The organism is Undibacterium sp. CY21W (assembly GCF_014284265.1).
In the GTDB taxonomy this organism is placed as follows: domain Bacteria; phylum Pseudomonadota; class Gammaproteobacteria; order Burkholderiales; family Burkholderiaceae_D; genus Undibacterium; species Undibacterium aquatile.
This window is the reverse complement of the sequence record NZ_JACOGE010000001.1, coordinates 162,934-177,428: the sequence shown is the minus strand read 5'-3', so window position 1 is coordinate 177,428 and position 14,495 is coordinate 162,934. Positions and strand designations below refer to the sequence as shown.

Annotated in this window: 11 protein-coding genes; 8 read left to right on the top strand and 3 right to left on the bottom strand. The window is 52.8% G+C overall.

Annotated elements, in window-relative coordinates:
* The first annotated feature begins 2 nt into the window (after nt 1-2).
* Entirely contained in the window at nt 3-1,343 is a 1,341-nt protein-coding gene (locus H8K29_RS00795; protein ID WP_186896017.1) for an aminotransferase class V-fold PLP-dependent enzyme, read from the top strand.
* Between the two features lie 126 nt (nt 1,344-1,469).
* On the top strand, nt 1,470-2,228 hold the full coding sequence (locus tag H8K29_RS00790; protein ID WP_186896016.1) for an ABC transporter substrate-binding protein: 759 nt from the start codon (nt 1,470-1,472) through the stop codon (nt 2,226-2,228).
* Nucleotides 2,229-2,382: 154 nt separating this feature from the next.
* Here the strand turns inward: H8K29_RS00790 and dinB are convergent, their stop codons facing one another.
* Nucleotides 2,383-3,468: a DNA polymerase IV gene (gene dinB, locus H8K29_RS00785; RefSeq protein WP_186896015.1), complete on the bottom strand. Its 1,086-nt coding sequence runs from the start codon at nt 3,466-3,468 to the stop codon at nt 2,383-2,385.
* Between the two features lie 158 nt (nt 3,469-3,626).
* Between dinB and H8K29_RS00780 the strand changes: the two genes are divergently transcribed.
* Both H8K29_RS00780 and H8K29_RS00775 read left to right on the top strand, forming a co-directional pair.
* Nucleotides 3,627-4,106, top strand: coding sequence for a thioredoxin family protein (locus H8K29_RS00780; protein WP_186884049.1), 480 nt, complete (start codon nt 3,627-3,629; stop codon nt 4,104-4,106).
* Between the two features lie 139 nt (nt 4,107-4,245).
* On the top strand, nt 4,246-6,606 hold the full coding sequence (locus H8K29_RS00775; protein WP_186896014.1) for a PAS domain-containing sensor histidine kinase: 2,361 nt from the start codon (nt 4,246-4,248) through the stop codon (nt 6,604-6,606).
* A 10-nt stretch (nt 6,607-6,616) separates the two neighbouring features.
* Here H8K29_RS00775 and H8K29_RS00770 read toward each other — a convergent pair whose 3' ends face one another.
* Complete coding sequence (locus H8K29_RS00770) at nt 6,617-7,645, bottom strand: AraC family transcriptional regulator ligand-binding domain-containing protein (protein ID WP_186896013.1); 1,029 nt, start codon at nt 7,643-7,645, stop codon at nt 6,617-6,619.
* Nucleotides 7,646-7,793: 148 nt separating this feature from the next.
* Between H8K29_RS00770 and H8K29_RS00765 the strand changes: the two genes are divergently transcribed.
* Nucleotides 7,794-9,395: a GMC family oxidoreductase gene (locus tag H8K29_RS00765; RefSeq protein WP_186896012.1), complete on the top strand. Its 1,602-nt coding sequence runs from the start codon at nt 7,794-7,796 to the stop codon at nt 9,393-9,395.
* A 124-nt stretch (nt 9,396-9,519) separates the two neighbouring features.
* On the opposite strand, the gene H8K29_RS00760 is transcribed toward H8K29_RS00765, so the two are convergent.
* Complete coding sequence (locus tag H8K29_RS00760; RefSeq protein ID WP_186896011.1) at nt 9,520-9,666, bottom strand: hypothetical protein; 147 nt, start codon at nt 9,664-9,666, stop codon at nt 9,520-9,522.
* Between the two features lie 139 nt (nt 9,667-9,805).
* On the opposite strand from H8K29_RS00760, the gene H8K29_RS00755 reads away from it, so the two are divergent.
* From H8K29_RS00755 to H8K29_RS00745, 3 genes are all read left to right on the top strand, one after another.
* Nucleotides 9,806-10,900 carry a DUF4124 domain-containing protein gene (locus tag H8K29_RS00755; RefSeq protein ID WP_186896010.1) on the top strand — a complete coding sequence of 365 codons (1,095 nt, stop codon included), beginning with the start codon at nt 9,806-9,808 and terminating at the stop codon, nt 10,898-10,900.
* A gap of 299 nt (nt 10,901-11,199) precedes the next feature.
* Complete coding sequence (locus H8K29_RS00750) at nt 11,200-11,358, top strand: hypothetical protein (protein WP_186896009.1); 159 nt, start codon at nt 11,200-11,202, stop codon at nt 11,356-11,358.
* A gap of 326 nt (nt 11,359-11,684) precedes the next feature.
* Nucleotides 11,685-14,435, top strand: coding sequence for a pitrilysin family protein (locus tag H8K29_RS00745; RefSeq protein WP_186896008.1), 2,751 nt, complete (start codon nt 11,685-11,687; stop codon nt 14,433-14,435).
* Nucleotides 14,436-14,495 lie beyond the last annotated feature (60 nt).

The window sequence follows — 14,495 nt, the reverse complement described above, 5'->3', positions numbered from 1 at the left end:
GTATGAAAAACAACGACAAAGTCGATGCCAGGCGCCGTCATTTATTATGCTCAGGAGCACTGTTGGGAACGCTGCCGCTGGCATCCGGTAGCGCGGATGCGGCAAGCCAGACATCACCAGCTTCACTAGCTGCACCAGCTATGCCGGTCGCCCCTGTTGGCGCAACACCGGCGACGCTGGCGCGTGATAACGCTTACTGGAATGCAGTCGCAGCACAATATGACATCACGGATGATGTCATTCTGCTCGACAATGCTTACTGGGGTTCGATGTCGAAGTCTGTGCTGGCCGATTATCAACAGCAATTGGCGATGGTCAACCGTGGTAACGCCTGGTACGGGCGGGTGCGCTTTCCTGCCGAGTTCGAGACTGCCCGCAAACGCACCGCCGACGCACTCGGCGTTCACCACGATGAAATCGTATTTACGCGCGGCGCAACCGAAGCCTTGCAAGTGCTGATCGCGGGTTACCAACGCCTGACAGCGGGTGACAGCGTGCTGTATGCCGATATCGATTACGACAATATGATCACCACCATGCGCTGGTTAAAGCAACGCCGTGGCGTCAACGTTGTGGCGATCAGTATGCCGGAGCCATTCAGTTACGATGCCGTGGTCGCCGCCTATGTGGCAGCGATGGATCAGCATCCGCGCCTGAAATTAATTCTGCTCACGCATGTCAATCACCGCAACGGCATGGTCTTACCCGTTGCCCACATTGCCCGGCTCGCGCGCGAACGCGGTATTGATGTGATCGTCGATACCGCCCACGGCTTTGGACAACTCGACATGCGCATTCCTGATCTGCAGGCGGATTTCGTCGGCATTAATCTGCACAAATGGATAGGCGCGCCGGTCGGTGTCGGCGCGGTGTATATCAAGCGTGGGCGCGTGCGCGATATTGCCCCTTATCTGGGTGAACCTGATGGTGACGACATCAGCACACGCGTGCACACCGGCACACTGAATTTTGCGGCTTACCTGAGCCTGCCGAAAGCGCTTGATCTGCACGCAGCGATCGGCGTGGCAAACAAGCAGGCGCGTCTGCAGTATTTGCGCAATCGCTGGGTCGAAGGCGCGCGCCAGATCAAGGGCGTAACTGTGCTGGCCTCGTCCGATACGCGGCTGAGCAGCGCCATCAGCGCATTCCGTCTGAAAGGAAAAACCAGGACGGAAGACACCACGGGATTAACAACACAGCTCGCCTTGCAACACGGTATTTTTACGGTTCCCCGCAACGGCCTGGTATCTGGCAGTTGCATCAGAGTCACACCCGGAATTTTCACTCCCGAATCACATATTGATGCCTTACTCGCAGCGATGCAAAAAGTGGCCGCAGCTTAATGCACATCATCGTATTTCACCGGACGAAATACGATGTGACGCGATGTGATATGACTATGTGAATAAAAGCCGCCAACGATGGCCTGATACTCACCTTCGCACATATCCAACTGTTAAAATTCCGGCATGCCTCGCTTTGCTTATTCTTTTTTATCTGGTTGTTTGTTGTTCTGCGCATGCAGTCTGGCACCCGCAACCGTCTGCGCCAGTCAGTTATCGGTGGTCACCGAGAGTTTGCCACCGCTGAATTTCGAAGAACATGGCAGCGTCACCGGCTATTCCACCGAAATTGTGCAGGCGGTTTTGCAAGAAGCAAAGCTGGCAGCCCCGATAGAACTGATACCCTGGGCACGCGCGTATCAACGGGCGCTGCAACAACCGAATACCCTGATCTATTCCATGACCCGCACGCCCGAGCGTGATGCGCAGTTTGAGTGGATAGGCGTGCTCAGCAACCGCCAGATTTATCTGTATAAATTGAAGTCCCGCACCGACATACAGATAAAAACACTGAGCGATGCCGGTGCTTATAAAACCGGGCTGGTAAGGGAAATGGCGTCAGCGAAAGAGTTCATGCGCAAAGGACAGTTTCCTGACTACGTGGTCGACTACGCACCGACTGACGAATCCAACATGAAAAAATTTCTGATGGGCCGCGTTGATCTGGCCATTTTTCAGAACTGGAGCGCCGCGTTTTTAATGAAGTCGCAGAACCGTACGATGGATGAAATCGAACCCTTGCTTTTAATCGATGGCAGCAGCAATTATTATCTCGCAATGAGCAAAAACAGCGACCCGGCGCTGGTGAAAAAGCTACGCAAAGCTTTTGAAAAGGTGCAGCAATCCGGCTTATTCGACAAGCTGCGGCTCAAATATCTGCGCTGATGTCTAAGCTGATACGTCTAAGCTGATACTTCAGCCGAAATCTACGCTGAAAAAGCGGGTATTTTCATATACTCCCCCTGCTTTTTCATAAAACATGCTTAATGTCCTTATGTTTAAAGGGCTTTAAAATATACTCCCCCCAGTATATTTATCGTCAAAACAGGCCTAATTGCTGCCCGCTGGCGGCCTCTGTTTCAGCAAGTCGCACGCCCAGACCAAGCAGGCGCACGGGTAACTGGCGGCGCTGTAATCCGGTTTCCAACAATTGCTGAAACAAACCGAGATCCAGCGTTTTTGAAACGCATTCGACGGTGGTGATACGAAAATCAGAAAAGCGGATTTTGACGTAGAGTTTATGAATATGGCTGATCGCATCTGCCCGCTGCACCCGCTGTTGCAGCGACGCGTATAAAGCAGGCAGTTCGGCCACACACGCGGTCAGATCGGGCAAATCATGGACATAGGTTTCTTCGGTACTGACCGATTTGCGCTCGCTGCTGGCGCGCACCTCGCGCAGATCAATACCGCGACACAACTGATACAAGCTATTGCCGAGCTTGCCGAAATGCTGCATCAGATCCGCCAGCGACCAGGCACGCAAATCGCGGCATTCCTGAATGCCCATGCTGTGTAATTTGGCGGCAGTGACTTTGCCGACGCCAAACAATCTTGCCACCGGCAAGGCGGCAACGAACTCTTCCACCTGATCCGGCAAAATGACGAACAAACCATCCGGCTTGTTCCAGTCGCTGGCAATTTTGGCGAGAAACTTATTTGGCGCCACGCCAGCCGAAGCGGTGATACCGACGGTGTCGGCAATCCGGGCGCGGATTTCACGCGCAATCAGGGTCGCGCTGCCATGATGGCTGGTCGCCTGACTGACATCGAGATACGCTTCATCCAGCGATAAAGGCTCGACCGCCTCGGTGTAGTCGCGGTAAATCGCCAGAATCTGGCGCGATGCAATCCGGTATTTTTCCATCGTCGGCGGCAAAATCAGCAGCTCCGGACAACGGCGTACTGCCTGCGACATCGGCATGGCTGAACGGATGCCGAAACGCCGCGCCTCGTAATTACAGGTCGCCACGACGCCGCGTTGATCCGGTTGACCGCCAATCGCCAGCGGCCTGCCCCGCAATGACGGATCATCCCGCATTTCTATCGAGGCGTAAAAACAGTCGCAATCACAATGAATAATTTTTTTCAAAACGCAGATCGTTGGGGTGGGATTGAAACTCATTTCATCAATAGGGATGAATTCTGGTTTATTTTATCTGTTTTTCTCTACAAAACTGTATGCATATACAGTTATTTCAATCTTGCTTGCGCCATATCAGCGATGACAAAGCGCAAAAATTACGTCACTATCTGAAAGTTTTCCTTTCCTGCGGCTTCAACATGAAAAAAACTTTCTCCTTTGTCTCCAGACTCATTTCCGCATGCACGATTGGTCTTGCGTTAAACCTTGCACATGCCGACGTTGCCAGACCATACGACGAAACTGCTGATGCGCCCGCCGCAGTCGCCAAAGCGCTGACGCAGGCACAAGCCAGCAACAAAAAAGTGCTGGTGATTTTCGGCGCGAACTGGTGCAAGGATTGTCTGGAGCTCGACCGTTCTATGCAAGGACAAAGCGCCGCTCTGATCGCCAGCAAATTCGTGCTGGTCAAAGTCGATGTTGGTCAGTTTGATAAAAATCTGGCGCTGGCAAACAGCTACGGCAACCCGATTAAAAAGGGTATTCCGGCCGCTGTCGTTTTAAAAGCAGATAACAGTGTCTTGTTTGCATCGAAAGGCGGTGAATTGTCGAATGCACGCAAAATGAGTGAACAAGGCGTGTATGATTTCTTCAATCAGATCATCACACAGCACCCGTAACATCAGGTTTTCTGCTGTCATCTGAGATACGCAGCAACGGCGGCAGCAACGGCTCGCTGCCGGTCATGGGCATGATATCGGTTGTGCGTTGATCACCCAATTTTTCTGCACATTTTTTCTGTCTTTTTTAAGCAAGCTGATGTCTGTCACACCAACGCCACCCAACCCGGTTGCTGCAGAGATCACGGCAGCAGAGCTGAACGCACTGAAAGCCAGCCAGGCCTTGCTGAATAATTTCTCGCGCTTTCTGCCGGCAGTTTTTTTTCAGTATCAACGTTTTTCCGCCGAACGCTTTTGTTTCAATTATGCAAGCGAGGCGGTTGAACGTTTGTTTGAATTCAGTGCCGCAGAACTGTGCGCGGACGTCAATATTCTGTTCAGAAAAGTGCATCCGGCAGATTTATCTGCATTCATGCTCAGCGTCCGCACGGCGGCCGAACATCTGCACGTCTGGACGCATGAATTCCGCATCGTTCTCAAGAATGGCGAAGAGCGCTGGATGGCGGGCGAGGCCAGCCCGGAACTGCAGGCCGACGGCAGTCTGCTGTGGCATGGCTGCTTTATGGATCAGACCCGCAGCAAACAGACCGAGCGCAGCTTAATCACGGCGGAACAACAGCGGCGACTGGTCATGCAGGCCTCGAATCAGGGTTTGTACGACATCAACCTGAACACCGGCGCGGCCACCTTCAGTCCCGAATACAGCAACATGATCGAACACTCAATCGAAGAGTTTGCCGATCCATTTGCATTCTGGGATTACTTCTGGAAGCACAGCATCCATCCGGATGATGTGGCCGGAATAAAAGAAGCCTATCGCATCCATTTTGCCTCGAAAGGCAAAACCGATTATCACGCCGAGTTCCGACAGAAAAATCGTGCAGGCGAATGGCGCTGGATTATGTCACTCGGGGCCGCTGTCGAATGGGATGAAAATCAGCGTGCCGTGCGTATCGTCGGCACCCACATCGACATTACGGAACGCAAACGCACAGAAGAACAATTGCAGCTGAATCAGGAATTGCTGCGCTCAAATAATGTCCGTTATAAAGAATTGGCACGCGAGCTGGAAATTCTGATCGCCAACGCGCCGGTGGGCATTATGTTCGTCAGCAACGGCGTCATCATCCGCGCCAATGAGGCTCTCGCCGATTTGTGCCGCTTCCCTGATACGAAATCAATGATAGGGGTAAAAACCACTTTTCTGTACCACAACGATGAAGACTACCGCGCCTTCGGCCAGGCAGTGATACCGAATCTGGAAGCCGATGAACTGGTAGAGCTTGAATGGTATCTGCGGCGCGCCAATGGCGAGTCGTTCATGGCGCGCGTCGCTGGTCGCGCCCTGCCCGCAGAAACCTACGAAAAAGGGGCGGTCTGGATGATAGAAGATATCACCGGACAAAGAAAAACTCTGGATGCGCTGCGCGAAAGCGAAAGCCGCTTGCAGCGCATCATGAATTCCAGCCTGATCGGCATTTTGTATGGCAGTGACGGCTCCCGTCTGACGGACGTGAACCGCATGTTTTGTCAGTTGTCCGGATACTCGCGTGAAAGTCTGCTGGCAGAGCAGTTTCTGTGGCGAGTCGTGTTGTCAGAGCAGGATCAGTATCTGGTACATCAGGCATATACAGAAATGCTCAGCACCGGTACCACGGCGCCGTTCGAAGTCATGCTGCGACGTGCCGATGGTTCGGCAATACCGGTGCTGGTGGGTCTGGGTTATCTGGAAAATTCGCCGCGCGAGTGGGTCGTCTTTGTCATGGACATCAGCGAGCGCCTGCGTATCAATCAGCTCAAGACGGAATTCGTCTCGATGGTCAGCCACGAACTGCGCACGCCGCTGACCTCAATACGCGGCTCACTTGGTTTGCTGGAATCCGGCGTCGGCGGCACCTTACCTGACGCGGCCCGGCAATTGATACGGATCGCGCACAATAACAGCAAGCGCCTGGTGAATCTGGTCAACGATATTCTCGACATCGATAAACTGAACAACGGCAAAATGAATATCCGTTCAGAGCCTGTCGATCTGATCGAGATGCTGCACAATGCGATGGAAGCGAACGAAGCCTACACCAGCTCGTTACGCGTCGGGCTGATCATGGAACAACAAGTGATGCAGGCCTGGAGTCTGGGTGACCACGACAGGCTGATGCAGGTGATGGCGAATCTGATCTCCAACGCGGCCAAATTCTCACCCGAAGGTGAAAGCGTGACCGTCAGGATTTATCAGGAACAGAGCCATTATCATATCGCCGTCAGTGATCGCGGCCCCGGCATTCCACTCGATTTTCAGACGCAATTATTTGAACCGTTTACGCAGGCCGACGGCACCAATACCCGTCGCCAGGGAGGAACCGGTTTGGGGCTCGCCATCACCAAAGCCCTGGTCGAAAAAATGCATGGCGAAATCTTTTTCCTGAGTTGCCCCGGTGAAGGTTCGACATTCTGGTTCAGCTTACCGGCGTGCGTACCGCCAGCGTCTGCCATCACCTGAAATCTGGCATTCAACGCAGCTGCATCTGCGCCTGACTCTGACGAAATTCAGCCGGAGTCTGCATCGTCCAACGTCTGAACGCACGCCGGAAACTGCGACTGTCGGAATAGCCGAGTTCTTCTGCAATGCGTTCCAGACTCAGGCCGGTTTGCAGTAATTGCCGCGCCCGTCCGATGCGGATAGTTTCGGCAATCTGGAAATACGAGGTTCCTTCGCGCGCCAGCAAACGATGCAAAGAACGTTCGCTGGTACCCAGGACAGATGCCGTCTGTGCCACGCTGTGCAATTCACACTGAAGCGCGGTCAGGGTGCGCAGCAGGCTTTGCCGTCCAAGCACACCAACCGCCGCCAGTTCCGCCTGACAGGCATCGTGCGAAGTATGTGCCAGCAGCGCATCCGGTTGCGGCAACGCCATCTGCAACACCTGGTTGTCGATCACAATACGACTGACATCAGCACCTGCGATCACAGTACAAGCAAAGAATTTTTCGTACGCTGTCAGACTTGCGCCGGGCTGCAAACGCAGTTCCACCCTTACCAGCTGAAAGCGGCGGCCACACAGTTGGCGCGCCGCATTGATGGCGGTGACCAGATGATCGACTTCCAGAAAATCCTGTAATTCCACATCGTCGAATAAAGGCAAGGCAAGCAGTGCCGATTGTTGCGGCCCCGCTTCCAATTGCAGATGCACCATAGAGCCGGCGATCAGTTGATAGTCGAGACCGAATTGCATAGCCTGCGCCAGCGTTTCCTGCGCACGCATACCGGTGGCCATCTGACCTAGTTGCGGCAAGGCTTTGCGCGTACCGGATCGCAGCCCCAGATCAGCGCCACCACGGTGTCTCGCCTGTAACAGGCCTTCGCGTGCCTGGGCATAACTGATGCGGTTATCGTGATGATCGGCAAATGCGGGAAACATATCCTGCCAACGCCAATTCTGCTCACGCGCGATCGCCAGCACACCGCTGAACGGATGAGCAGGAAATACCGCATCTTGTACCGACAAGAGTGCTGATATGGTGGGCGCAGGCTGGTTCATCTGTGATGGTCTGACAACGTGGCAGTAAATGTCCTTACTTTAACCGAAACGGCATACTAATATCGTCGTACCGTACACCGGAAAATAAAACAACAGGCCTGACGCTGGCGATGCCATCGCGTACAGCCTCATCCAAAGAGAGAGACACATGAATAATATCAGCGACTATATTGTTGTCGGCGGTGGTTCCGGCGGTTGTGCCGTGGCCGGACGCCTGACTGAAGACCCGGATCTCAGCGTAACCGTGCTGGAAGCGGGCGGCGGAGGCGACAGTATGGTGGTGAATACGCCCGCTGGTGTGGTTGCCATGCTGCCAGGCAAACTGAATAACTGGGCGTTTGAAACCGTGCCACAACCCGGCCTGAATGGACGCCGTGGCTATCAGCCGCGCGGCAAAATGCTGGGTGGGTCTTCCGGTCTGAATGCAATGATTTACGTGCGTGGACACCGGCAGGATTACGATCACTGGGCAGCGCTGGGCAACACCGGCTGGTCGTATGACGAGGTTTTACCGTATTTCAAACGTTCAGAAAATAATGAAACCCATCATGACGCATACCACGGCAATGCCGGGCCGCTGCATGTCAGCGAGTTGCGCACAGATAACCCGTATCAGCAATTGCTGATCGAAGCGGGCAAACAAGCGGGCTTTCGCATCAATACCGATTTCAACGGTGCCGAGCAGGAAGGCATAGGCTTGTATCAGCTGACCCAGCACAATGGCGAACGCTGGAGTGCATCGCGCGCGTATCTGCGGCCGCACATGGGCAAGCGGCCAAACCTGCGCGTCGAAACCGGCTGCTATGTGACCAGAATTCTGTTTGAAGGCAAGCGTGCCGTCGGCATAGAAATGCTGCAAAACGGTCAGAAAAAAACTCTGCATGCACGACATGAAGTATTACTTGCAGGCGGTGCTTTGCAGACCCCGCAATTGCTGATGCTGTCCGGCGTCGGCAATGCGAATGCGCTGCAAAGCATGGGAATTCCTGTGGTACACGACCTGCCCGGCGTTGGTCAGAATTTGCAGGATCATCCGGATTTCGTGTTCAAATATCGCGCGAAAAGCCTTGATCTGCTTGGCGTTTCTGCTGCTGGCAGCCTGCGTCTGCTGCGCGAACTGATGCGCTATCGCTCGCAACGGCGCGGCATGCTGACCTCGAACGGCGCCGAAGGTGGTGGCTTTCTGAAAACGGATCCGTCTTTGTCTGCGCCAGATATTCAATTGCATTTCGTCATGGCGATGCTAGACGACCACGCGCGCAAATTGCATCTCGGTCATGGCTACTCGTGCCACGTCTGCCTGTTACGCCCGAAAAGCATAGGCGAAGTCACGTTAGCCAGCCCCGATCCTATGGCGACGCCGCTGATCAACCCGCGCTTTCTGGAACACCCCGACGACATGGAAGTCATGCTGAAAGGCTTTAAGCTGACCCGCAAACTGATGGATGCACCCGCAATGGCGAATGCCCGCAGCAGCGATTACCAGACCGCTAATGTGCATACCGATGATGACATCCGCGCCGTCATCCGTCAGACCGCCGACACCGTCTATCACCCTATCGGCACCTGCAAAATGGGCACCGACAACATGGCGGTGGTTGATCCGGAGTTAAAAGTCATCGGCCTGCACGGTCTGCGCATCGTCGACGCGTCGGTTATGCCCACTCTGCTGGGCGGCAATACCAATGCGCCAACCATGATGATCGGTGAGAAAGCAGCGGACATAATTAAGGACGGACTGCGCGCCTGACCATCACCAGAAACCACTTAACAACGCATAGCGGTAACCCAGCATGTTTGCGCTGCCCCGCTCACTTCCCTGTCGTGCTGGATGGAACCCGCTGGCACGACAGCGGCCAAATTGCGCAGCCCCGCTACGACAGGCATGCGGCACGATTGACCAGCCAGCGCAGTGCGATATTCAAATAAAGCTGAATCGCATGTTTATGAAAATCAATGCCAATGGTCACGATGGTATTCGTGGTGGGTTCTGGTGATGCATTAATGATATGCTTGTGCATGACTTCTCCCTATTGATTGGATCATGATGTTGACTGGAATTTCCATCTTTGCACTACTTTGCCAAACAGTAAAGGTGACGCCATTTTCTTGGGACGGGGAAGTCCCTTTCTTTCGTCAGGCTTATTTTCGGGAGATGCTGTGAATTATTGTCGATCAATTGCAATCCTTCTTGCCAGCGCATCGCTATGGGCACTCGCCAGTGACGCTGCTAGCGTCAACATGAATAGATGCAAGCTGTCTGACGGGCGGATTGAATTTACTGATCAGCCATGTCCATCAGATGCGTCCTCTGCATCTATCGAAAGCAATGCATCCCCTCACCCAACACAGCAGAAGCACTTGAAGGCAAAGAATGGAATAGCACTCAGCGGATTACCTCCCGAAGATCGAATGACGTCCTGTGAACCAAGCATCGCGATTGCCGCAGCAGAAGAAATTGTCAGCAATCCTTCTAACCTGAAAGAACCTTTGCAATTATTTCCCCCTGCTTTCGCCTTTTTCCAGAATGGAAAGAAAGACGATGGGGTGTTTTGGTTTTATGCGGCACAGCTGCGTGTTCGTCAGCAGATGATTTTAGAAAATGGCGATCGGGGTCAACTCTTAGCAATCACGCAAATGACCATGGGAGGCCCCATCAATAACTATGCCCTCCAGAACACTTCAAACCTCAATCAGATTTTGGACAGGGTATTGAAATGGGACAAAGACACCCCGAATCCATTTCGTGAAAAAGCTAGGACACAAAAGCTAGATAAACAAATGGACCAGGTTTATGCTGGACTGGACGAACTTAAATCCAAACTTATTAATGAAAAAAACTCTTTGGAAGCTGCGGCACGACAGGCTGCATCTGGAGTTGAGCAAATGAATGCCCAAATGATTAGCCAGCGTTGTCGCAAAGGACAACCTGATCCCGCCTACGATAATCAAACAAAGAAAACAGAAGAACAACTTGCTTTGGATTACATAACACATAATGAACAGGTGATTAAATTAGCAGGGGGAGCAGTGAAGACATATCCTGCTGCATCTACAACCTATAGCAATGACAGGAACAAGGGTAGATATGATTTTTCTATCTCAGGCTCAAAAAGCTTTTATGCCATTGTTGACGTTAATCGAAGTTCTGGGAAACCAGAGTTCAGACTTGCCTGTGTGACGACACTATCCATGGGGTATCGTGAGGCGGGTAAAGATGCTTGCTCACAATCCACAATAGCGTTGCCAAAATGACGCAGCCTAACACTGCAATCGAGAGGGACAGCCAACAAGCTGCGCTCCCACGTTAGGCGTCATAAGCATCACTCTTTTCGGACGCTTGGGCTAGGAAGTACCCGATCACCACCGCAGTGCAAGTGCGTGGTGCGCTCAGTGTCAGGTTCTCGTATTGGTAAGGTTTAGGTGTTCGTATTGTGGCTGGAGAAGTAGTGCTGAGCGTCAGCGGAGGTAGCGAGCTCGCCTCCTAAAAATCCGAAGCGCAATGGCCCCAAGAATGCCGGGATGATTATGTTGTCGAGAGCATCGCTGATGCCATGCACCAGCTCACAGGCGCGCCAGTAGCATTTGTGATGACGCTCAAGCGCGTCGGCTGGCACGAAGTTAATTCATGTGGCGGTGGTTTCTGCTTTGCCGCACGTGAAGCCATGTTCTCAACACGGCGAATTCTTCAGGTTCCGGGGGCTAAGCCTTGACCGCGCAACAATTCCGTCGAGAGGGACCGCCCACAAGTGATGCTTGTGGACGGCATAGCTGCATGCCAGGAGATGTCATCTAAATTTCCCAAAAATTCAGAGTTAAGTGAATTTCGACACACAGTCAGCCACAAAATAATTTTGCTTGCGGACATCATTCCGCCGATTATTATTGCTATTTATTGTTATTATTATCATTTAATCAGGATACTCCCCCTCTGATTAAATAAAATCGCCTTATTGTCAGCATATTTAAAGGACGTGTGAAACATACTCCACCCAGTATATTTCACACCTATTTTGTTGTTTCCGCTATCAGGATCACTATGTCATCTCGTTCTGCTGCATTTCCGTTTTCACTCACGCCGGTGTTGCGCGCGCTGGTTCTGGGCGGCGCCATTCTGTTCACCACGCCCGCCGTACTCGCCGATGCGCTGCCAAAAGGCGTGAGCCAGATCACCAGCGTTGAAGGTCTGACCGAATATCGTTTACCGAATGGCTTGCGGGTATTGCTGATGCCGGATGCGACCAAGCCCACCGTCACCGTTAACATGACTTATCTGGTTGGCTCGCGTCATGAAAATTATGGCGAAACCGGGATGGCGCATTTGCTCGAACATCTGTTATTCAAAGGCACACCGACGAATCCGAAAATCGATGACGAGTTCAACAAGCGCGGCATGCGCCCGAACGGCACGACCTCGCTCGACCGCACCAATTATTTTGAATTGTTCAAAGCCGACGATGACAATCTGAAATGGGCGCTGACGATGGAAGCCGACCGCATGGTCAATTCCTTTATCGCGAAAAAAGATCTCGATACCGAAATGAGCGTCGTGCGCAACGAATTTGAACGCGGCGAAAATTCACCCGGCAATGTCTTGCAAAAGCGGATGCAAAGCGTTGCCTATGACTGGCACAACTACGGCAATTCCACGATAGGCAATCGCAGCGATATCGAAAACGTCAAGATTGAAAACCTGCAGGCGTTTTATCGCATGTACTACCAGCCGGATAATGCCGTGCTGCTGGTGGCAGGTAAATTTGATACCGATAAAGTGTTGCAATGGATCAGCGCTGCGTTCGGCAAAATCGCTAAGCCAACGCGTACACTGCCGCAATTCTGGACTACCGAACCGACGCAGGATGGCGAACGCAGCTTCGTCGTGCGCCGCAGCGGTGATATTCAGATCGTCTTGCTCGGCTATAAAGTCCCAGCCAGTCTGCACAGCGACCGCAACGACATTAGTTTTGCGGGTAGTATTCTGACCAGCGCCCCGCATGGCCGTCTGCATAAACAACTGGTGGAAACCGGCAAAGTGGTGCAGGTATTTTCCGGCGGTTCCGGGGCGGTAGCGCCAGGCCTGATGACGATAGGTGCGATTGTCAAAAAAGGCGAATCCGTCGATGCCGCCAAAGAGGCTCTGCTGGCAGGAATCGAGGATTTTAAAAATAATCCGCCGACCAAAGAAGAAATCGACAGGATCAAACGCGATACGGCCAATGCGTTTGAAAAAATGCTGAACAACCACGAAGCCATCGGTATCAGTATGTCGGAATTCGTCGCCATAGGCGACTGGCGCTATCTGTTCAAAGTGCGTGATTCGGTTGATGCGATCACAGCCGAGCGCGTCGCTGCTGCCGCAAAACGTTATCTGGTGCGCGATAACCGCACCATAGGCATGTTCATTCCGGAAGACAAACCACAACGCGCCGAGATTCCGGTAGCGCCGGACATGGCCGAGGTCATGAAAGACTTCAAACCCAAACCGTCCACGCTGAGTGGAGAAGCGTTTGATTCTTCTCCGGCGAATATTGATCAGCGCACGCAAGTTGGCAAAGCCGGTAATCTGCAAATCGCTCTGCTGCCCAAGAAAACCCGTGGCGAAACCGTGAATGTCGCGCTGAACCTGCATTGGGGCGATGAAACCAGCCTGCGTGGCAAAGCCATCGTCAGCGGCATCACCGCTGGCTTGTTAGGCACTGGCACCAGCAAATACAGCCGCGCCCAGCTCTCTGATGAAATGTCCAAACTCAAAATGAGCGGCGGCATCTTTTCATTCCAGACCACCAAAGCCAATCTGCCTGGGGCACTGGCGCTGGTAGCGCATGTGCTGCGTGAAGCCAGTTTCCCGGAAAACGAATTTACTCAGGCCAAAGAACGTGGGCTGGTGGGTCTGGAAGCTTCGCGCAAAGAGCCTGGCAGCATACTCTCGCGTGAGATGTCGCAGTATTTCAATCCGTATCCGAAAGGCGATTATCGCGAAGCAAAAACACTCGATGAGGCCATCGCTGATTTCAAGGCAGTGAAACTCGATGATGTGAAAGCCTATTACAAAGAATTCTACGGCGCGTCCAAAGGCGAGTTGTCCGTGGTCGGTGATTTCGATGCCGACAGTACCAAAGCTGTGATCGCACAGATGTTTGATGGCTGGGTCAGCAAAGCACCGTACACCCGCATGGTCAGCAAACGTCTGGATCCACCGGCGATACGTAAAGTGTTCAACACACCGGACAAAGAAAATGCGGTTTACAGCAGCAAAATGACGCTGGCTTTGCGCGAGGATGATGCTGATTATCCAGCGCTGAGTATCGCCAACTATATCTTCGGCGGTGCCGGTCTGAATTCACGTCTGATGGAGCGCATACGCCAGAAAGATGGTCTGTCGTATGGCGGCGGTTCCAGCCTGAGTGCAGGTGATATTGATCCGGTCGGCAGTTTCGGCATCAGCGCGACAGCAGCGCCGCAAAATATGGAAAAACTGGAAAAGGCGATACAGGAAGAACTTAGCAAAGCACTGAAAGACGGTTTCACTGCGGAAGAACTCGCTAAAGCAAAATCCGGCATACTGCAAAAGCGTCAGCAAAGTCGCACCAGCGACGCTGGTATTGCCGGTGGCTGGAATCACTATCTGTATCGCCAGCGTAACTGGTCTTACTCGCAGGCGATGGATGACAAAATCCAGGCGCTGACGCTGGAACAAGTGAACGCGGCATTCCGTCGCTATATCGATCCGTCAAAAATCAGCACGTTTATTGCGCTGGACGAGGTCAAGGCAAAAGCACCTGCGAAGTAAGTTGCAACAATAAAAAATCCCGGTACAGACCACCATTGTCTGTACCGGGATTTTTTTTAA